Source organism: Bradyrhizobium sp. SZCCHNPS1003, from assembly GCF_032381555.1.
Lineage (GTDB): Bacteria > Pseudomonadota > Alphaproteobacteria > Rhizobiales > Xanthobacteraceae > Bradyrhizobium.
In genome coordinates, this window is record NZ_JAUHIU010000005.1 from 16,277 (window position 1) to 35,817 (window position 19,541).

The following is a 19,541-nucleotide window of genomic DNA, read 5'->3' on the forward strand; positions in this document are numbered from 1 at the left end:
GATCAGCGCTAAGCTGCCGGCAGACGAGTCTCGATGATGCGGGCGAACATGCTGGCGCCGATCGGCAGGATCTTGTCGTCGAGCACGTAGCCGGGATTGTGCACCGGCACCGAGCCGTCATGGCCGACCCAGAAATAGGCGCCCGGAATCGTCTGCAGCATGTCGGCGAAATCCTCGCTGCCCATCTTCGGCGTCGAGCGGGTCAGCACCTTGGACGGCTCGACCACGGTGCGCGCGACCTGCTCGACGACCTTGGACTGCTCCTCCTGGTTCACCAGCACGCTGAACGTGTCGCGGATGTCGACATCGATCTCGCAATTGAAGGCGGCCGCCATGCCGGCGCAGATCGCGCGCATGCGCTCGCGCACCAGCGCGCGCACGGGGTCCGAGAACGCGCGCACGGTGCCGCACAGCCAGGCATCGCCGGGAATGACGTTGTAGGCCGAGCCGGCATGGATCTGCGTGATCGAGACAACGGCCGCCTGCAGCGGTTCGACATTGCGGCTGACGATGGTCTGGATCGCCTGCGCCACGCTGGTCGCGATCACCACCGCGTCCTTGGAGCGCTCGGGCATCGCGCCATGGGCGCCGTAACCGGAGATGCGGATGTCGAAGAAATCGGCGCCGGCCATGGCCGGACCGGGCAGGATCGCGATCTCGCCATGCTCCAGGTCGGGCGCGTTGTGCAGGCCGTAGAGCTCGTCGCAGGGAAACTTCTGGAACAGGCCGTCCTTGATCATCGCGCGTGCGCCGCCGAGGCCTTCCTCCGCCGGCTGGAAGATGAAGTGCACGGTGCCGTCGAAGTTGCGGGTCTCGGCGAGATAGCGCGCGGTGCCGAGCAGCATCGTGGTGTGGCCGTCATGGCCGCAGCCGTGGAAACGGCCGGGGATGGTCGAGCGCCACGGCAGGTTCGTATTCTCCTCCATCGGCAGCGCATCCATGTCGGCGCGCAGGCCGATCTTCCTGCCGCTGTCGTTCTTGCCCTTGAGCACGCCGATCACCCCGGTGCCGCCGAGGCCGCGATGCACCTCGATGCCCCATTGCGCGAGCTTCTCGGCGACGATGCCGGAGGTGCGCGTCTCCTCGAAGCCGATCTCCGGATGCGCGTGCAGGTCGCGGCGGATGGCGGTGAGTTCGTCGGCGTAAGCCTGGATGCGATCGATGGTGGGCATGGGGCGTTTCCGTTGTCAGGTTAAGCTTCGAACGCTGGGCCGTTCGGCTTGAGGCGGATGCCCGGACGCAGGCTGGTCCAGGGCAGGGTGGAGGGATCGGCGGGCATCGCGCCGGGCGCGGCGCAGATCAGGAGATGCTCGGCGATCGGTTCGAAATCGGCGCGGAAATGCACCGAGCTCTTGTTGACCAGGATCGCCTGCGCGGTCGGCTCGATGCCGACGAAGCGGTACATCTCCTGGTCGGCAAGCTGGGACTTGTGCGAGGCCACGACGACGCGGACATCGCCAATGCGCAAGCACGCTGACGGTCCCATTTCCATCTTGCGGCCGCCGTAGAACGGGCCGGGTGCGACGAAGCGGCCGTCGGAGATTTTCTCGACGATGAAGCTCTCCTCGAACGGCGCATCGCCGGGAATGCCGCTCTTGCCGCCGAGCGACAGCGTCACGGTGGCCCCTTCGCCGGCCGCATGCGCGGCGATCGCCGCTTGCGGATCGTAGATCATGCCGATCGCGGCGCGGCTGGCGCGATTGCGCACCAGCGCGCGCAGCATGCCGGTCGTATCGGAATCGCCGCCCGCGCCGGGATTGTCCTGGGTGTCGGCGATCACGATCGGACGCGTCGCCGTCTGCGCCAGCGTCATGGCATGACGCACGCCGTCATCGGGCGTGTAGATGCGGCCGTCGAAATCATCCTCGTGGCCCGCGACGATCGCCGCGATCGCATCCGCCGCGGCGTCCGCGTCGGCCTGCGTCCGGCCATAGGCGAACACGCTCGGGCCGCAATGCGCGAAATCGGCGGCGGGAAAGCCGGGCGCGAACGACAGCGTCGGCACGGCCTCGCTCTGCAGCGCCGCAAGCTTCTCGTAGATGCCTTTGGTGGGCTGGTCGTTGGTGCATTGCCAGCTGATCGGGATCAGGAACGGCAATTGCCGGAAGGCTTTCGCCAGCGGCGCCTTTGCGCGCAGCAGCAGGGAGAGATGCTCGGCGCTGGCGCGGCCGGTGTCGGCCATGTCGGTGTGCGGATATTTCCGGTAGGCGATCAGCGCATCGGCATGTGCCATCATCTCGGGCGTGACGTTGGCATGCAGATCGAGGCTCGCGACCAGCGGCACGTTCGGGCCGATGACCTTGCGCACGCGCGCCAGGATCTCGCCTTCGCCGTCGTCAAGATGCTCGGCCACCATCGCGCCGTGCAGATCGAGATAGACGCCGTCGAGCGGGCCGGCGGCCTTGATGCGCTCGACCATCACGGTCGTGATGCGCTCGAACGCGTCCCTGGTGACATGCGCCGAGGGACTCGCCGCGCAGGCGATGGTGGGCACGACGTCCCAGCCGTTGGCTTCCGCGACCGCCATGAAGCCGGCCTGGCCGGCATTGATGCCGCGCATCGTCGTGAGCACGGAGGCCGCATCGGCGATCGATGCGCGGCCGCCGCCATGCATGAACGCGTCGTAGTCCGCTTTCGTCGGTGCGAATGTATTGGTCTCGTGCAGAAAGCCGCCGATCGCGACGCGCGTCATCACTCCGCCTCAGGCTGTTGGTGGTGCGATGACGTTAGACCGCGTATCGCGGCCCACGCAAGCGATCGAGCGATGCCGTTTTGCATGCGGGCCACGATGACGGCGCGTTGGCGCGGTGGCGTCTCGTCGTGGGTCCTTGCCGGCTCAGCGACGCAGTTCAGAGTCCCCGGGCCGCCTGGATTGCTTCGCTGCGAAGCAAGCCAGGATCCGTCTAGATATCCAGTCTGGATTGCTTCACCGCTTGCCGCGACGGCGGTGGGTGGCGTTGCTACGCCACTGCTTCCGACACCGGCCGGAAGTTGGCGAAGTCCCAGTTCCGTCCCGGCGCCGCTTCGAGCAGCGCGCGCGTGTAGGCTTCCTTCGGATGCGTCAGGATCTCGCCGGCCGGACCCTGTTCGACTATGCGCCCTTTCTGCATCACGACGACGTCGTCGCAGATCTGCGCGGCAACGCGCAGGTCATGCGTGATGAACAGGATGGCGATGCCGAGCCGGCGCTGGATCTCGTCGAGCAGCTCCAGCACCTGCGCCTGTACCGAGACGTCGAGCGCAGACACCGCTTCATCCGCGACCAGCACGTCGGGATCGAGCGCGAGCGCGCGGGCGATAGCGATGCGCTGGCGCTGGCCGCCGGAGAACTGGTGCGGGTAGCGTGAGATCGCGTCCGCGGGCAGGCCGACCAGCTCGAGCAGCTCGCGCGCCCGCGCCATCGCCTTGTCATGCGAGGTGCCGTAGTTGACCGGTCCCTCGGCGATGCTTTCACCGACGGTCAGCCGCGGGTTGAGCGAGCGGTAGGGATCCTGGAACACGATCTGGATCCGCTTGCGATGCGGCTGCAGCAGCCGGCGGGTCAGGATCGAGATCTCATGGCCGGCGAGGCGGACGCCGCCGGAGGTCGGATCGATCAGCCGGACGATGCAGCGGGCCACCGTCGACTTGCCGGAGCCGCTTTCGCCGACGATGCCGAGCGTGCGGCCCTTGCGCAGGGTGAGCGTGACGTTCTGCGCGGCGACGACTTCGCGCGCTTTGCCGAGGAACGAACGCTCGCGATAGACCTTGCCGAGCTCGTTGGTCTCCAGCACCACCGGCTCGGTGCTGTCCGGCCGCGGCGGACGCGGGATCAGGCTGGGCACGGAAGCGAGCAGGTTGCGCGTGTAGTCCATCTCGGGCGCCCGCAGGATCTTGTCGAGCGCGCCGGTCTCGACCAAGCGTCCCTGGCGCATCACCGAGACGCGATCGGCGATCTCGGCGACCACGCCCATGTCGTGGGTGATGAACAGCACGGCGGTGCCGTGATCGCGCTGCAACTCGCGGATCAGCGAGAGGATCTGCTTCTGCGTGGTGACGTCGAGTGCGGTGGTCGGCTCGTCGGCGATCAGGAGTTTCGGCTCGAGCACCAGCGCCATCGCGATCATGATGCGCTGGCGCTGGCCGCCGGACAGGCGATGGGGATAGGAGCCGAAAATGCGCTCGACGTCGGGCAGGTGGACCTGCTCCATCATGTCGAGGATGCGCTTGCGCCGCGTGCGCGCATCGAGGGACGTATGCGCGCGCAGCACCTCGTCGATCTGGCGGCCCACCGGCACGACCGGATTGAGCGCGGTCATCGGCTCCTGGAAGATCATCGCCATCCGGGTGGCGCGCAGCTCGCGCAGCCGGCGATCGCTCGCGGTGAGCAGCTCTTCGCCGACCAGCTTGACGCTGCCGCCGACGGCATGCAGCGCGTTCTTCGGCAACAGGCCCATGGTGGTCAGCGACGTCACCGATTTGCCGGAGCCGCTTTCGCCGACGACGCAGAGCGTCTCGCCCTTTTCGACCTTGATCGAGACGCCGTCGATGATGCGCGGGCCGTTCGGGTTCTTCGTCTTGCCGACGGTGACGACGAGATTGTCGATGTCGAGGATGGTGTCGGTCATGTGTTCATTTCTCCACCGTCATTGCGAGGAGCGATAGCGACGAAGCAATCCAGAGCTCCGGGTGCGGCCCCTGGATCGCGTCGCTTCGCTCGCGATGACGAAAAACCATTGTCACTTGCCGGCCTCGCGCTGCTTCATGCGCGGGTCGAGCGCGTCGCGCGCAGCGTCGCCGATCAGGTTGATCGAGAGGATGGCGATCGACAGCAACAGGCCGGGCCAGAAGATCAGCGATGGCTTGATCTGGAAGTAGGAGCGGCCCTCGGCCATGATGTTGCCCCAGGTCGGCGTCTCCGGGCTGATGCCGGCGCCGAGAAACGACAGGATCGCCTCGGTGAGAATGGCGGCGGCGCAGATGTAGGTGCCCTGGACGATCAGCGGCGCGATCGTGTTCGGCATCAGATGCCGCCACATGATCTTGGGCATCGACGTGCCCAATGAAATCGCAGCTTCGACATAGGGCTCCTCGCGTGCCGTCAGCACGACCGAGCGAACCAGGCGCGCGACGCGCGGGATCTCGACGATGGTGATCGCGATCATCACGGTGCCGACGCTGGCGCCCGACAGCGAGACGACGGCGATGGCGAGCAGGATGCTCGGGATCGCCATCAGGCCGTCCATCACGCGCATCAGGATGGCGTCCACCCAGCGGAAGAAGCCGGAGACGAGGCCGATCACGAGCCCGATCGCGATCGAGATGATCGCGGCGCCGACGCCGACCAGAAGCGAGATGCGGCCGCCATAGATCGTGCGCGACAACAGGTCGCGGCCATAGGCGTCGGTGCCGAGGAGGTGTTGCGCGCTCGACGGCTTGAGCCGCTGCGCCGGAGCGAGCAGCACGGGATCGTGCGGCGCCAGCAGCGGTGCCAGGATCGAGATCAGCACGATGAGCGACAGGCAGACGGTCGCCACGGCGATGATCGGGGTCGAGGTGAGAAAGCCGAACCGGGGACCCAGTCGCGTGGTGACCGGGATCGACGGCTCAGGGGTGGTAACGATCGCCATCGGATGAGGGCCTCAGTAGCGGATGCGTGGATCGAGCAGGGTGTAGGCGAGGTCGATCAGGAGATTGACCGCGAGATAGATGAACGAGGTGAGAAGGATCATGCCCTGGATGACCGGATAGTCGCGCGCCAGCACGGCGTCGACGGTGAGGCGGCCGATGCCGGGCAGGTTGAACACGCTCTCGGTGACCACGACGCCGGAGATCAACAGCGCGAAGCCGGAGCCGATCACGGTGATGACGGGCACGGCCGCATTTCGCAACGCGTGGCGCAACAGCACCGCGATCTCGCTGACGCCCTTGGCGCGCGCGGTGCGCACGAAGTCCTCGCCGAGCACGTCGAGCATCGCGGCGCGCGTCATGCGCGCGATCAGCGCGACGTAGATGAAGGACAATGCGCAGGTCGGCAGGATGATGCGCTCGAAGAACGGGCCGAAGCCGGCGCTGAGACTCTTGAAGCCCTGGACAGGGACCCAGCGCAGGTTGATCGCGAACAACTGGATCAGGATGTAGCCGATGACGAATACCGGCACCGAGAAGCCGATCACCGAAAGCGCCATCACGAAACGGTCGATCCAGGTGCCGTGCTTCCAGGCCGCGATGACGCCGAGCGGGACGGCGACGAGGATCGACAGGATGATGGTCGAGATCGCGACCGAGATCGACGGCTCGATGCGCTGGCCGATCATCTGCAGCACCGGCACCTTGGAGATCAGCGATACGCCGAGATCGCCATGCAGCAGCTGATTGATCCAGGTGATGAACTGGATGTAGAGCGGCTCGTTCAGTCCGAGCGTGGTGCGGATGCGCTCGAGCTGCTCAGGGGTCGCGTTGTCGCCGGCGAGAATCGCGGCGGGATCGCCCGGCGTCAGCCGCAGCAGGAGAAAGACGAACAGCGCCACCACGCCCATCACGGGGATGGATGCGAGGATGCGGCGAAGCAGATAACCGATCATCTCGAGAGAACCGCCTTTATGGTGCTGGGGCGACGCGCGCAACGTCGTGAGAGAGTGTGCATGTCACCGATATCCATCGCTTTCAAGGTCTCCGGTGTTCGCTCATCTGCTCGTGCACACGGGACGACACGGTGTTCGTGATCTGCGCGAACCATCGCATATGCGAACAATGTCGCAGCACTTTTGCGGCGAACCTTGCGCGAAACTTTGCAAGCCGCATGCCATCATGCGCGCGCTGCGGAGTGATTGTCCACTCGCCCCGCGCAGGTCCCGGAAAATGAAACCGTGCTGCTGCGCAGCGTAGCCCGGGCGAGCGGAGCGACCGCGCGGACGAGCGGGACCCGCATCTCGCTTGCGCTCATGCGGGCTACGCGCCGTCGTGTGTCGCGATCTAGTCGAGCGTCGCGAGCAGCCCCGCCATCAGGCGGCCACGCTCGGCAAGGCTGTCGATCTCGATGTGCTCGTTCAGGGTGTGCATGTCGGTGCCGCGCACCCCGAGGCCATCGAGGGTCGGAATGCCGAGCGCGCCGGTGAAGTTGCCGTCCGAGCCGCCGCCTGCCGAGCCGTGCGGCAGCGACAGGCCGAGCTGCTCAGCGATGCCGCGCGCCTTCTCGTACAGCGCCATGGTTCCGGAATCCGGCTCCCACACCGGCCGCGTCACGCCGCGCGTCACCTTGAAGGTCACGTCGTCGGTGGTGCCGGACAGGGACAGCATGCGCTCCACGCCGCGATCGAGGTCGGCCTGCCGTTTCGCCATGCTGAGCGCTTCGCCGGTGGCGGTGGTGGCGACGCAGTTGACCCACTGGCCGCCATGAACGATGCCGACGGAGAAGGTGCAGTCCTCCGTTGTCATGCCGTCGATGGCGAGGATCTGTCGCGCCATTTCCCGGATGGCGGAACGACCCGCGCCGAGCCGAGCGCCGGCATGGCTCGGGCGCCCGATCGCCTCGAGATTGAAGCGGGCGATGGCGTAGCGGCCGGTCACCACGCCATTATCCTGACGGCCCGGCTCGGGCACCAGCACGTATTTGTTGCGCTGCGCCTCGGCTTCGATGATGTCGCGGGTCGAAGGCGTGCCGACCTCCTCGTCCGGCGTGAACAGGATGGTGATCGGCAGCGGCGTCGCAATGGAGGCCTTGATCAGCTGGCGGATCGCTTCCAGCGTGAGATAGTTGCCGCCCTTCATGTCGCAGATGCCGGGCCCATAGCATTTGTTGCCCTCGCGGCGCCAAGGCAGCTTGGTCAGCGTGCCGACGGGGTGAACGGTATCCATGTGGCCGGCGATCAGGATGCCCGGCTCACCCTGCCGCGGGTGCGGGAAGCGGGCGCGCACGCAGCCGGCGAAGCCCTGGCGCCCGGCGATGCGCTCGATCGTCGCACCCAGGGTCGCCATGTCGCGCGCGGCAAGATCCAGCATGCGCTCCACCGCGGCGGCGTCCCAGGTCGGACTTTCGCACTCGACCCAGCCGCGCAAGCCCTGCAGCATGATTTCGGTATCAAAGGGAAGATGGGCTGGATTCATTGGTGCTCTCTCAAGGCATTGTCGCGATCTCATGACACGAGACGCAGGCGGGCGCGCTTTGTAAAGCGAAAGCTATGCAGACGTTAACGGCATTGTCAGCCACGGGCCGCATGCGCTGAATGCGGATTGACGCGAAAGGCGACCTCTGCAACTGTCGAAAGCTTGCGACTTACAGCATGTTAGTTCGCACAAGGATTGATCTGCACGCCCAACGAATGATCTGGATCTGATCAGTTTCAGGTCAAACCATCCACTCAGGAGACCTCGTAATGTTCCACAGCCCGCGCTGGAAACGTCTGACGCTCGCGACGAGCCTCGCCGTTTCCGTGCTTTCGCTCTCGACGGCGCTGAGCACCCAGGCCATCGCAGCCGGCAAGAAGACGATCACGGCGGTGATGCATTCGGATCTGCGCGTCATCGATCCCGGATTCACGACGGCCTACATCACCCGTGACCATGGCTACATGGTTTACGACACGCTGCTGGCGACCGATTCGAATTTCAAGGTCCAGCCGCAGATGGCGGACTGGAAGGTCTCCGACGACAAGCTGACCTACACCTTCACCCTGCGCGACGGCCTGAAATGGCATGACGGCACGCCGGTGACCGCCGAGGACTGCGTTGCTTCGCTGAAGCGCTGGGGCCGCAACGACGGCATGGGCCAGAAGCTGATGGACTTCACGGCGAGCCTGGAGGCGCCCGATGCCAAGACCATCGTGCTCAAGTTGAAGGAGCCCTATGGACTCGTCCTGGAGTCGATCGCCAAGCCGTCCTCGCTGGTGCCGTTCATGATGCCGAAGCGTCTCGCCGAGACGCCGCAGGGCCAGCAGATTCCTGAGCAGATCGGCTCGGGCCCGTTCAAATTCGTCAAGGCGGAATTCCAGCCGGGCGTGAAGGCGGTGTACGAGAAGAACACCGACTACGTGCCGCGCAAGGAGCCGGCGAGCTGGACGTCCGGCGGCAAGGTGGTGAAGGTCGACCGCGTCGAGTGGATCACGATGCCGGACGCACAGACCGCGGTGAACGCGCTGCAATCGGGTGACATCGACTTCATGGAGAACCTTCCCTACGACATGCTGCCGGTGCTGGAGTCGAACTCCGAGCTCAAGATCGACGTGCTGAACAAGTTCGGCTACCAGACGCTCGGCCGCATGAACTTCCTCAACCCGCCGTTCGACAACGTGAAGGTGCGCCGCGCGGCCTTCCTCGCGCTGAACCAGAAGGACGTGCTCGACGCGCTCGTCGGCAACGACAAGTATCAGAAGATCTGCGGCGCCGTGTTCGTGTGCGGCACGCCGCTCGAGACCGATGTCGGCGCCGAGACGCTGATCAAGGGCAACGGCATGGCGGAAGCCAAGAAGGCACTCGCCGAGTCCGGCTATGACGGCACGCCGATCGCGATCATGGCGCCGGGCGACGTCACCACCTTGAAGGCGCAGCCCGTGGTGGCGGCGCAGCTGTTGCGCGAGGCCGGCTTCAAGGTCGACCTGCAGGCCACCGACTGGCAGACGGTGGTGACACGGCGGGCCAGCCAGAAGCCCGTGAAGGAGGGCGGCTGGAACATGTTCTTCACCAACTGGGTCGGCGCCGACGTCGCCAATCCCGTGGCGAACGTGTCGATCGGCGGCCGCGGCACCAAGGGCGGCTGGTTCGGCTGGGCCGAAGATGCCGAGATCGAGAAGCTGCGCGACGCCTATGCGCGGTCCTCCTCGCCGGACGAGCAGAAGAAGATCGCCACCGAGATCCAGAAGCAGAACTACGAGAAGGTGATCTACATCCCGCTCGGCCAGTATTTGCTCCCGAGCGGCTGGCGGAAGTCGCTGACCGGAGTGCTCGACGGCCCGGCCACGCCGGTGTTCTGGAACTTCGACAAGAGCGAGTAGGCCGCGCGCCGAACTCGTGACGCAACGAGAGACGCGGTGAAGCGGAGACTTCGCCGCGTCTCTCTTTTGTTCTTGCGCTCGCCTTGTGCATAAGCCGCGCTTCAGCAGTGCGGATCGCGGACCGCTTCCAGGCCGTCGACCATCAAGGGCGGGCTGATTTGATCCTGGGGTGGCGTCTTGCCGGTGCGGATAGGTGCGGTCGGACGTCGGCCATTATCCCGCGGTTCGGTGACTTCATTCGGCATCGTCAAGCTCCTTGCTGGTGCGCATAACGGACCAGGTGCAGCCGAGTTCCAGATGGCGGGACGCCATCGTCGCAGCCGCGCTATGTGCATCCGTGCGATGCGGTGACCCATGCGCCCATGGCGATTGACCTGCGATGGAACTGCTGCAAGTCTCCTTGCCGAGACTCTTTGCTCCGCGTTTGCAGACGCGACGCAAGACGCCTCGTCAGGCCTTGATCGGTATCAGGGCCCTCGGATGGAAGCCACGCCAAGAGAGATCGCATGTCACATACTTCGCGCCGGACCTCATCCACGCTCGTTTCATGGTTCGTCGCCTCGGTCATCGCCGTGTCGATGGCGGGCGTGACGACCCAGGCCCTCGCCGCCGGCAAGAAGATGATCACGGCGGTGATGCATTCGGATCTGCGCGTCATCGATCCCGTGTTCACGCCGGCCTACATCACGCGCGACCATGGCTACATGGTGTACGACACCTTGCTCGGGACCGACGCCAAGTTTCAGGTCCAGCCGCAGATGGCGGAGTGGAAGGTCTCGGACGACAAGCTGACCTACACCTTCACCTTGCGCGACGGCCTGAAGTGGCACGACGGCGCGCCGGTCACCGCCGAGGACTGCGTCGCTTCGCTGAAGCGCTGGAGCCGCAACGACAGCATGGGCCAGAAGCTGATGGAGGCCACGGCCTCGCTGGAGGCCACCGATGCCAAGACCATCACCTTGAAGCTGAAGGAGCCTTACGGCCTGGTGCTGGAGTCGATCGGCAAGCCGTCCTCCTACGTGCCGTTCATGATGCCGAAGCGTCTCGCCGAGACGCCCGCGAACCAGCAGATTTCAGAGCAGATCGGCTCCGGACCGTTCAAGTTCGTGAAGGCTGAATTCCAGCCGGGCGTGAAGGCAGTCTATGAGAAGAACACCGACTACGTGCCGCGCAAGGAGCCGCCGAGCTGGACGGCCGGCGGCAAGGTGGTGAAGGTCGACCGCGTCGAGTGGGTCTCGATGCCCGATGCGCAGACGGCGGTCAACGCGCTGCAGGCGGGCGATATCGACTTCATGGAATTTCCGCCGCTCGACCTCGAGCCGGTGCTATCAGCCAATCCCGATCTTTCGATGAACGTGCTGAACAAGTTCGGCTACCAGACCCTGGGACGCATGAACTTCCTGTTTCCGCCGTTCGACAATGTGAAGATCCGCCGTGCGGCGTTCCTGGCGCTGAACCAGAAGGATGTGCTCGACGCGCTCGTCGGCAACGCCAAGTACTACACGATCTGCGGCGCCGTGTTCGGCTGCGGCACGCCGCTCGAAACCGATATCGGCTCGGAGACGCTGGTGAAGGGCAACGGCATGGAGCAGGCCAAGAAGCTGCTGGCCGAGGCCGGCTACGACGGTACGCCCGTCGTGATCCTCGCGCCGGGCGATGCGATCACCCTGAAGGCGCAGCCGGTGGTCGCCGCGCAGCTGTTGCGCGAGGCCGGCTTCAAGGTCGATCTGCAGACGACGGACTGGCAGACCGTGGTGACGCGGCGTGCCAGCCAGAAGCCGCCCAAGGAGGGCGGCTGGAACATGTTCTTCACCAACTCGGTGATCGCCGACTCCGGCAATCCGATCGGCAGCACCTTCGTCGGCGCACGCGGCCAGAAGAGCCCGTTCGGCTGGCCCGACGATCCCAAGATGGAGGAGCTGCGCGACGCCTTCGCCAAGGCCACGAAGCCGGAGGACCAGAAGCGGATCGCCGCCCAGATTCAGCAGGAGGTCTACGACCAGGTGATCTACGTGCCGCTCGGCCAATGGTTCATGCCGAGCGCCTGGCGCAAATCGATCACCGGCGTCCTGGAAGGGCAGGCCGTGCCTGTGTTCTGGAACGTCGACAAGAGCGAGTGACGTGATGTCGGCCGCGGCCCGTAGCCGTAGCCCGGATGAGCGATAGCGACATCCGGGTTCAAACGCGCTGTGGAGGAGACCCGGATGTCGCTGCGCTCATCCAGGCTACGCGACTGCCGACGGGGTCGACTCTCTCGCCGTTATTCCGGGGCATCGCGCAGCGATGAGCCCGGAATCCATATCCACGCGCCGTCATGTGGCGAAGACAAGCGCCACGGCCATCTCGCACCACGCTCTGTCCTGTGGCTATGGATTCCGGGCTCATGCTGCGCACGCCCCGGAATGACGCGCGGATGGAGTGACCTGACGTCGGCAGCAGCCTCGTAGCTATGAGGCCCTGATCTCGTCCAGCGCCGCCAACACCTCGCTGGAAGCGACCTCGACCTTGCCGATCTCGTTGAGGGCTTCATCGATGCGCCCTGAGCTGAACAGGCGCGCGGCTTCCTTGCCGTGGCGATGCACCGCCTCGTGAGGGCGTTCGAGGTTGCGAAACGCCGGATCCCCGGCCAGACGCCGACCGCCTTCGCCATAGTACCATTTGCCGAGCCGGCACGTGTGATGATCGGAGAGCTCGTCGGCGCGAAGTTGCAGCCGGCCGACCGACATGTCGACCAGCCGCTTCTTCCAGATCACGTGGTCGGCCTTGGCCAATCTCACCACCTGGTTGTCCAGCGAGAGCTTGGCGATCTCGCCCAGCATCTTGCCGACCTTTGCGTCCGTCTTGCCCATGGTGTCCGCGAGCGACATCACCTCGTTGGCATTGGCGGTCGCGAGATCGGCGATGATGGTGATGCCCTGCGCGACCTCGTCGGTTGCGGCGGACTGCTCGGCGAGAATGCCGGAGATCTCGTCCATCTTGGTGCTGACCACCGCGGTCCGGGTGCCGGCCTGATCGATCGCCTGCGCCAGATCGTTCATCTCGGACATGCCGACCTCGACCGCCTTGGCGCCGCCGGCCATGGCCTCGACGATGCCGCTCATCTCGGCCTGCAGCCGCTCGATGCGACCCTTGATGTCCTCGGTCGCCTTGGTGGTCTGCTGCGACAGGTTCTTGACCTCGGCTGCGACCACCGCGAAGCCCCTGCCGAATTCGCCGGCGCGCGCCGCCTCGATGGTGGCATTGAGCGCCAGCAGGTTGGTCTGGTTGGCGATCGCGTCGATGGTGCCGACGATGGATCCGATCTCGGCGGAGGCGGCGCTGAGATCGGCGATCTTCGTCGAGGTGTCGCGCACGGAGCTGGCGATGCCGTTCATCGTCTGCAACGTCCGTTGTACCGCGGTCACGCTCTTCTCGACGGCCTGGCGCGTCGCGGCGGCCTCGGCGGCGGCTTCGGTCGACGTCGACCGGATGGAGTGTACGGAGGCCTGCATCTCGACCGATGCGGAAGCGAGACTCTGGCAGCGTTCGGACTGATTGTTGGAGGCGCCGATCAGGCGCGCCGCGCTGATCGAGGCTTCGTTGCTGTTGATGCAGAGGTCGACGACCGAATCGAGATCCTGGGACGCGCGGGCCGCGAGCGCGGTGCCGAGACGATGGATGGCCTCGATCAGTTGCGGCTTGAGCTTGGCGTGCAGCGCGGCAGCATCGACGCCTGCGACATCGCGATTGAGCTTGCCGTCCGCCCAGTCGCCGAGGCATTGCGCCAGCGCGTCCTGGAAGGCGTCGTGTGCGGAGGTGTCGGACGCAAGCGGGGCGTCCGATGGTTCGTTCTTTCGGCGGAATCCCAGCATCGTGCCTCTCATTGATGGCGAGCCCGGCTGGCCTGAGCGAGGTCGCACGCAGTGACCGGCCCGGACGCCGGTAGCCGTTGGTTCCACCCTCGTCGGTTGTGGTTAATGGCGGGTTTCTTCCTGCAACCGGTGGTGGCGAGATCTGCTGGATCAGGCTCTCGCGTTCCCCGACCTGCCGCCCTTGACCATTATGTAAGTCGCAGCCTACAGTAAGCTATGGCTTACGGAACGACGCTGAACGTGTTGGCGGACCCGACGCGGCGGGAAGTGCTCGAGCGGCTGCGCGGCGGGCCGCGCCCGGTCCATGCGATTGCGGCCGGGATGCCGGTGTCGCGGCCGGCGGTATCGCAGCATCTGAAGGTGCTGAAGGATGCCGGGCTGGTCGAGGAGCGCAGCGAAGGCGTACGGCGCATCTACTCGTTGCGCCGTGAGGGGCTGGCCGAGCTCCGCGACTGGCTCGACAGCTTCTGGGACGACGCACTGCTCGCCTTCAAGATCGAGGCGGAGCGCACGCATCGGCAGACGAAAGGGAGGATCGATGAGTGAGGGTGCCGTGATCGCGCCGGTTCGGAAGCTCGTCCGTGTCCGGGCGCCGATCGACCATGCGTTCGACGTTTTCACGCGCGGCCTGACGCGCTGGTGGCCGCATACGCATGGGGTCGGCCGCAAGCCGATCGAGAAGGTGCTGCTGGAGCCGAAGCTCGGCGGTCGCTGGCTCGAGATCGCTGAGGACGGCACGGCGACCACGGTCGCGACCATCACGCTATGGGAGCCGCCGCATCGCTTCGTCATGCTGTGGCAGATCGATGCGCAGTGGAAGCCGAACGCGGCGATGCGCTCGGAGGTCGATGTGCAATTCGTCGTCGAAGGCGCGGACGTGACCCGCGTCGAGCTGTTGCACCACAAGTTCGAAACCATGGGCAGCGAGGCCGGCGCATCGATGCGGCGGGACGTCGACGGCGGCTGGCCGGGGCTGCTGCAGCGTTTCGTGGCCGAGGCCGAGCGGCCGCCGACGTCATCCTGAGCAAATCATCACAAGAGTGGGGAGACCGTGATGTCCGAGTTCGTGGTCCATTCCGTGCCGGGAAGCCCGTTCGGGCGCAGCGTGCTGATCGCGCTGGAGGAGAAAGGCGCGCCGTATCGGCTTGCCGCGCTGGCGCCGGGCGACTCCAAGGGAGCGGCGCATCTGGCGCGTCATCCCTTCGGGCGCGTGCCGGTGCTCGAGCATGACGGCTTCGTGTTGTACGAGACCCAGGCGATCCTGCGCTATCTCGACCGCATGCTGCCCGAGCCGGCCCTGACGCCCGCGGACGTCAGGCAGGCCGCGCGTATGGACCAGGTGATGAACATCAGCGACTGGTACCTGTTCCAGGGCGTCTGCAACGTCATCATCTTCCAGCGCATCGTCGGCCCGCAATTCTTCGGCACGACCACCGACGAAGCCGCGATCGCACGCGCGATGCCGCAGGCGAGAGCCGTCATCGCCGAGTTGTCGCGGCTGCTCGGCGAGCAGCCGTTCATGGTCGGCGACCATCTGTCACTGGCGGATCTGCAGGCCGCGCCGCAGGCGAGCTTTCTGTCGTTGACGCCGGAATGGGCGGAGCTGACCGCCGGCCACCCCAACCTCGTCGCCTGGATCGACCGGCTGGAGACGCGGCCGAGCTTCAGATCCACCACCATGGCGGAGCTGACGGCGCGAGCGCAGGCGGCGTAGCCTCCGCAGGTCGTTTAGGTGCGACCAGCCGAGCGGGCCTGCCGCCGCGGAACAAGCCGCCGGTCGCGCCGTCATCGGCGCGCAGGGCTTGCCCCACGCCGGAGCCGTAGATCAGATCACTGCAGATCAGATCACTGATGGAGCGACGTTGCGTTCACGTCGGATCAGGCGGGCGTCAGCTTGTATCGCGCCGCTGATCCGAGTCCGCTGTCCTGTTCGGGACAAAGCCGAGCCGTATCGGCCTCCTGAACGAGGCTGCAGGACTGCTCTTTCTCTTTCGCCAGGTCGGCTCTCTCATCCTCATCGTCGCGGAGTTCTCACCTTGATTGTCGCCGCGCACGCGCGGTGATGTGGCCGGGGGAGAGGTTCCGGGGGCAGCCTGTTGAAGAGTTCGTTCCCCCTTGGTTTCGTGGCGCCAAGAAGGAGGGCCTTGATCGACAGCTCAGCGACGAATCGGAGTTTCCGTAAGGGGTCTTCATGGAGCATCCCGAATCCTTCCCGATATGGGATGCGCAATATGTCTCGCCGTTTGGCGATGCGCTGCAGAAGCGCATTGGACTGGTGCGGCTTGCTCTCTACAATCCGCGCGTAAAGTGTGAAGAAGAGTTGGACAAGTACGCAGCGAGGACAGTTGGAGATCCAGATTTGACGAAGAGCAAGCTGAGCGCCACGGCCGGTATCGATGGCGAGATTCGATCTTGCGAACGTACGCGGACCCCGAAAAGACATTGCAGATATTTGTTGGCTCGGCGGACAAGGCAAACTGCAAAGTTTACTGAAAGAGGTCAAAGTCATTCCAAAGGAGTGACGTCGAGTGCAATGGGTTTGAGACGCAATAGGAGCACGCCAGAATGGGTTTTCGGTGAGGTGAAGGCGACCCCGCACCCGGTTCATCTATTGGCGCGATCGCTACGACGCTGGCCATCGAGGGCCATTAGCGACACTCTGCGTCGCGATGGTAAGCTGGCGCGTGAGAAATGGCGCTACGGCCTCGATGCTGGGATCGCCTGTCCGAGTATCGAATAGAGAATTTGTTGGTCGATGGCGGACGTAGGTCCGGCGCTGGATCCAGGTGTCGGTCGACCCATACTTAGTATCAGAGTATTTGTATCCTTGCGCGTGCCTGAGAGGAAATTTCCCGAGGTGGGTGCCGTCACCCGCACCAATTTCCAGGTCGGTGTGACGCTTCCCGTCAGCGTTATATAGAAATTGACTGTTTCACTTATGGTTGACACCGGATCGAAGACCGCCGGGCCTTCTCTCTTCTTTTCCTCCTGTATCTTCTTCGTCTCAACCAAACAGGTGAGCATGGCGTCTCTCATCGTATTCGTGGCGACGATGACCTTGTCGCGGGCCTCAATCAATTTCTTGAGATCAGCCGCGGATTGCTCCGCGGCTTCCTTCAATCTTTCCTCGTCCGCTTTAGATGGAGGCGCTGCGCTCGGATGATCAGAAGTGAGTTCGGCCGCCTTGTCGATGTTGATAACGAACGTCGAAACGTTGGCTGATTGTGCAATGGCCTCAAACTGCGCTTCAGCGACCGGCTTTAGGCACGATCCGTCGAGCGCTCCCTGCGCAATACTGTAACGAGGCTTCACCACATTGTTTATGATGGCCTGTGTCTTCGTCTCGATGCGGGTGGCTTCGGCCGAGTTCGCAAGAATCTGTTTGATCCGTTCCGCGCTTTCATTCTTCGGCGACGGTGCCTCCGTCAGCTCCTTGGTGGTCTTATCCGCCAGTTCAGGAATGTTGAATTTCTGAATGAGCTGAGTTGAAAATTGCCTCATCTTTTCGGACTGGGCCGCAATGGTTCGTATGGAATCCTCAGGTATGGCCTTCGGATCGACCTTTCGCCGTTCGGCAACGATTGTCGGGAGGTCCAGTTTGGGAATGGCAGGCGGCGGCGATGCGCCCGGTCCAAAATTGTTGCCCGGTCTCAAAACGCCGGTCTCGACCGGCTTGAGAGCCGCGTCAATGAGGCGGTCTAAACCCAGATCGCTCTCGAGCAGCAATCCAGGATCGGGACGACAGAAGTCGTAGAGCCCGGTCTTCAGACGTCCGCTGTCGTTCTCCGCATCGAGATCCCTGAACGACATAAGAAACTCTACGTCCTCCTGCCTGATCGCTTGCGTCGTCAAACCACCTCCCGCGCCGATCGTGAAGGTTTGGGCGACATTGTTCACGGTGCGGAGTGGCTGCGTGTACGAGGCTCCCGGATTGATCTGGAAGCTATCGTCAATGGCGACCGTCAGTCGAATCTTGGCAGCCCACGAGCGCAAAAAGAGGAAGGGCTGCCGCCGTTCGGGTAGCTTTTCTTCCGGGAAGAGTGAGTACGCCTTATCCAGAACAGCCCTGTTAAGGTCGCACTTAATCCGTTTGACGACAGCATTGACGTCCACGGCAGCGATCCCATCCCGGCGCGGGACCTGCACGCAGCTACTGGCGGCGCATGCAAAAACAATCAATCCCGAGGCAGTAGCAAGCAAAACTGTGCGCAAGGTGAGGCCCCCCGGTCCCACGTCCCGAACGAATGGAAAACCACTCGATGCATTTGGCTAGTACAATTCGTCCCGCAAAGGTTGTAACCTGCTGCGCGTAGACGAGGAAGTCAATCCGGCCGCGCGTATGGACCAGGTGATGAACATCAGCGACTGGTACCTGTTCCAGGGCGTGTGCAACGTCATCATTTTCCAGCGCATCGTCGGCCCGCAATTCTTCGGCACGACCACCGACGAAGCCGCGATCGCGCGCGCGATGCCGCAGGCGAGAGCTGTCATCGCCGAGTTGTCGCGGCTGCTCGGCGAGCAGCCGTTCATGGTCGGCGACCATCTGTCGCTGGCGGATCTGCAGGCCGCGCCGCAGGCGAGCTTCCTGTCGTTGACGCCGGACTGGACGGAGCTGACCGCCGGCCATTCCAATCTCGTCGCCTGGATCGACCGGCTGGAGGGGCGGCCGAGCTTCAAGTCCACCACCATGGCGGAGCTGACGGCGCGAGCGCAGGCGGCGTAGGCGCTAGCCGCGTCGATCATTGCTTGGGTGTGAGATCCGCGTCCAAACGACTGATCGCGCCGTGAAGGCCGCTGGGGCGGACGAATGCACGACTTTCAACCACGTCATTAATCCAGGTTATATCGCTACAGACCGGTTCCATCTTAGCTGTCAGGCATGCCGGAGGCTTCGGCATCCGCTCACTCGGAGCGGCCGCCGCTGCGTGCCGACGGCCGCGCGACGAAGCTGGCCCTGCGGACAGATTGGACACAAGCACCCCCCTTGATGCTGCGATCAGACCCCGATCTAGCCGCCCGCTGCGTCTCCTGCACTCACCTCAATTCCGGATTCTGTGCCGCGCTGTTCAATGCTTGCGGGGAGCAGTCGGCGCTGCCGCGGCTCCATCAGCAGTTCTTCACCGTCCGGGCCGGCCAGCAGATCAAATGCCAGAGCGAGGCGCGCGACGATGTGCTCGTGCTCTGCAGCGGCTGGGCATTCCGTTACATCCAGCTGTCGGATGGCGGCCGCCAGATCCTGCGCTTCCTGCTGCCGGGCGACATCTTCTCGCCGGCGGCGATTTTCGCCAAAGGCATGAGCTTCTCGGCCAAGGCATTGACCCAGGTCCAGGTCAGCCGGCTCGATGGCGAGGAGGTCCGCAAGCAGTGCCGTGCCGACGAGCTGGTCATGATGGAGGTGTTCCGCTCGCTCGGCGACAATGGCAGGGCTTCCTACGAGCTCATCACCGTGCTCGGCCAGCGTCCGGCCGAGCGTCGCATCGCGCATCTGCTGCTCAGCCTGATGCGGCGCGTCGCGGTCGACGGCGTGGTCCAGCACCACCGCTATCCGTTTCCCTTGAAGCAGCAGCACATCGCCGACGCCATCGGCCTGACCTCGGTCCATGTCAGCCGCGTGCTGGCGCTGTTTCGTGATCGCAAGATCCTGACGATCTCGGAGGGCAGGCTGGAGGTCACCGATCTCGCCGAGCTCGAGCGGCTGGCGGCGTTGAACTGAGCCGGGCAG

General features: G+C 64.7%; 16 protein-coding genes. 7 read left to right on the forward strand and 9 right to left on the reverse strand.

Annotated features, from left to right (window positions below):
* Window positions 1-8: 8 nt before the first annotated feature.
* The 6 genes from QX126_RS09790 to QX126_RS09815 all read right to left on the reverse strand — a co-directional run bounded on the left by QX126_RS09790 (window position 9) and on the right by QX126_RS09815 (window position 8,085).
* Complete coding sequence (locus tag QX126_RS09790; protein WP_315780672.1) at window positions 9-1,172, reverse strand: M20 aminoacylase family protein; 1,164 nt, start codon at window positions 1,170-1,172, stop codon at window positions 9-11.
* A gap of 20 nt (window positions 1,173-1,192) precedes the next feature.
* Entirely contained in the window at window positions 1,193-2,692 is a 1,500-nt protein-coding gene (locus QX126_RS09795) for a M81 family metallopeptidase (RefSeq protein ID WP_315780674.1), read from the reverse strand.
* Between the two features lie 268 nt (window positions 2,693-2,960).
* Entirely contained in the window at window positions 2,961-4,607 is a 1,647-nt protein-coding gene (locus tag QX126_RS09800; RefSeq protein WP_315737468.1) for an ABC transporter ATP-binding protein, read from the reverse strand.
* Window positions 4,608-4,718: 111 nt separating this feature from the next.
* Window positions 4,719-5,609 carry an ABC transporter permease gene (locus QX126_RS09805; RefSeq protein WP_315714711.1) on the reverse strand — a complete coding sequence of 297 codons (891 nt, stop codon included), beginning with the start codon at window positions 5,607-5,609 and terminating at the stop codon, window positions 4,719-4,721.
* 12 nt (window positions 5,610-5,621) lie between these two features.
* Window positions 5,622-6,563, reverse strand: a complete 942-nt coding sequence (locus tag QX126_RS09810) for an ABC transporter permease (RefSeq protein WP_315714710.1) — start codon at window positions 6,561-6,563, stop codon at window positions 5,622-5,624.
* Between the two features lie 391 nt (window positions 6,564-6,954).
* On the reverse strand, window positions 6,955-8,085 hold the full coding sequence (locus tag QX126_RS09815; RefSeq protein WP_315780675.1) for a M20/M25/M40 family metallo-hydrolase: 1,131 nt from the start codon (window positions 8,083-8,085) through the stop codon (window positions 6,955-6,957).
* Window positions 8,086-8,354: 269 nt separating this feature from the next.
* Between QX126_RS09815 and QX126_RS09820 the strand changes: the two genes are divergently transcribed.
* Window positions 8,355-9,968 carry an ABC transporter substrate-binding protein gene (locus QX126_RS09820; RefSeq protein ID WP_315780677.1) on the forward strand — a complete coding sequence of 538 codons (1,614 nt, stop codon included), beginning with the start codon at window positions 8,355-8,357 and terminating at the stop codon, window positions 9,966-9,968.
* Window positions 9,969-10,069: 101 nt separating this feature from the next.
* On the opposite strand, the gene QX126_RS09825 is transcribed toward QX126_RS09820, so the two are convergent.
* Window positions 10,070-10,213 (reverse strand): hypothetical protein, encoded by a 144-nt coding sequence (locus QX126_RS09825; protein ID WP_315780679.1) that lies wholly within the window; start codon window positions 10,211-10,213, stop codon window positions 10,070-10,072.
* Window positions 10,214-10,474: 261 nt separating this feature from the next.
* On the opposite strand from QX126_RS09825, the gene QX126_RS09830 reads away from it, so the two are divergent.
* Entirely contained in the window at window positions 10,475-12,088 is a 1,614-nt protein-coding gene (locus QX126_RS09830) for an ABC transporter substrate-binding protein (protein ID WP_315780681.1), read from the forward strand.
* A 327-nt stretch (window positions 12,089-12,415) separates the two neighbouring features.
* Here QX126_RS09830 and QX126_RS09835 read toward each other — a convergent pair whose 3' ends face one another.
* Complete coding sequence (locus tag QX126_RS09835) at window positions 12,416-13,819, reverse strand: methyl-accepting chemotaxis protein (protein WP_315780683.1); 1,404 nt, start codon at window positions 13,817-13,819, stop codon at window positions 12,416-12,418.
* Window positions 13,820-14,035: 216 nt separating this feature from the next.
* Here QX126_RS09835 and QX126_RS09840 point away from each other — a divergent pair, with 216 nt between their 5' ends.
* Genes QX126_RS09840 through QX126_RS09850 form a run of 3 tightly spaced genes read left to right on the forward strand, consistent with a single transcriptional unit; the run spans window position 14,036 to window position 15,533 of the window.
* Entirely contained in the window at window positions 14,036-14,365 is a 330-nt protein-coding gene (locus QX126_RS09840; protein WP_315780685.1) for a metalloregulator ArsR/SmtB family transcription factor, read from the forward strand.
* Entirely contained in the window at window positions 14,358-14,843 is a 486-nt protein-coding gene (locus tag QX126_RS09845; RefSeq protein WP_315780687.1) for an SRPBCC family protein, read from the forward strand. The genes QX126_RS09840 and QX126_RS09845 overlap by 8 nt, the downstream gene beginning before the upstream one ends.
* Before the next feature lie 30 nt (window positions 14,844-14,873).
* Entirely contained in the window at window positions 14,874-15,533 is a 660-nt protein-coding gene (locus tag QX126_RS09850) for a glutathione S-transferase family protein (protein WP_315737477.1), read from the forward strand.
* A 983-nt stretch (window positions 15,534-16,516) separates the two neighbouring features.
* Here QX126_RS09850 and QX126_RS09855 read toward each other — a convergent pair.
* Window positions 16,517-17,932: a hypothetical protein gene (locus QX126_RS09855; protein ID WP_315780689.1), complete on the reverse strand. Its 1,416-nt coding sequence runs from the start codon at window positions 17,930-17,932 to the stop codon at window positions 16,517-16,519.
* Window positions 17,933-18,170: 238 nt separating this feature from the next.
* Here QX126_RS09855 and QX126_RS09860 point away from each other — a divergent pair, with 238 nt between their 5' ends.
* Window positions 18,171-18,542 carry a glutathione S-transferase family protein gene (locus QX126_RS09860; protein WP_315780690.1) on the forward strand — a complete coding sequence of 124 codons (372 nt, stop codon included), beginning with the start codon at window positions 18,171-18,173 and terminating at the stop codon, window positions 18,540-18,542.
* A gap of 264 nt (window positions 18,543-18,806) precedes the next feature.
* Complete coding sequence (locus QX126_RS09865; protein WP_315780692.1) at window positions 18,807-19,532, forward strand: Crp/Fnr family transcriptional regulator; 726 nt, start codon at window positions 18,807-18,809, stop codon at window positions 19,530-19,532.
* Window positions 19,533-19,541 lie beyond the last annotated feature (9 nt).

Excerpts from the sequence above, each read along its gene's own strand:
- QX126_RS09790 (WP_315780672.1), bottom strand. The coding sequence starts at position 1,172 with ATGCCCACCATCGATCGCATCCAGGCTTACGCCGACGAACTCACCGCC.
- QX126_RS09795 (WP_315780674.1), bottom strand. The coding sequence starts at position 2,692 with ATGACGCGCGTCGCGATCGGCGGCTTTCTGCACGAGACCAATACATTC.
- QX126_RS09800 (WP_315737468.1), bottom strand. The coding sequence starts at position 4,607 with ATGACCGACACCATCCTCGACATCGACAATCTCGTCGTCACCGTCGGC.
- QX126_RS09805 (WP_315714711.1), bottom strand. The coding sequence starts at position 5,609 with ATGGCGATCGTTACCACCCCTGAGCCGTCGATCCCGGTCACCACGCGA.
- QX126_RS09810 (WP_315714710.1), bottom strand. The coding sequence starts at position 6,563 with ATGATCGGTTATCTGCTTCGCCGCATCCTCGCATCCATCCCCGTGATG.
- QX126_RS09815 (WP_315780675.1), bottom strand. The coding sequence starts at position 8,085 with ATGAATCCAGCCCATCTTCCCTTTGATACCGAAATCATGCTGCAGGGC.
- QX126_RS09820 (WP_315780677.1), top strand. The coding sequence starts at position 8,355 with ATGTTCCACAGCCCGCGCTGGAAACGTCTGACGCTCGCGACGAGCCTC.
- QX126_RS09825 (WP_315780679.1), bottom strand. The coding sequence starts at position 10,213 with ATGCCGAATGAAGTCACCGAACCGCGGGATAATGGCCGACGTCCGACC.
- QX126_RS09830 (WP_315780681.1), top strand. The coding sequence starts at position 10,475 with ATGTCACATACTTCGCGCCGGACCTCATCCACGCTCGTTTCATGGTTC.
- QX126_RS09835 (WP_315780683.1), bottom strand. The coding sequence starts at position 13,819 with ATGCTGGGATTCCGCCGAAAGAACGAACCATCGGACGCCCCGCTTGCG.
- QX126_RS09840 (WP_315780685.1), top strand. The coding sequence starts at position 14,036 with ATGGCTTACGGAACGACGCTGAACGTGTTGGCGGACCCGACGCGGCGG.
- QX126_RS09845 (WP_315780687.1), top strand. The coding sequence starts at position 14,358 with ATGAGTGAGGGTGCCGTGATCGCGCCGGTTCGGAAGCTCGTCCGTGTC.
- QX126_RS09850 (WP_315737477.1), top strand. The coding sequence starts at position 14,874 with ATGTCCGAGTTCGTGGTCCATTCCGTGCCGGGAAGCCCGTTCGGGCGC.
- QX126_RS09860 (WP_315780690.1), top strand. The coding sequence starts at position 18,171 with ATGAACATCAGCGACTGGTACCTGTTCCAGGGCGTGTGCAACGTCATC.
- QX126_RS09865 (WP_315780692.1), top strand. The coding sequence starts at position 18,807 with ATGCTGCGATCAGACCCCGATCTAGCCGCCCGCTGCGTCTCCTGCACT.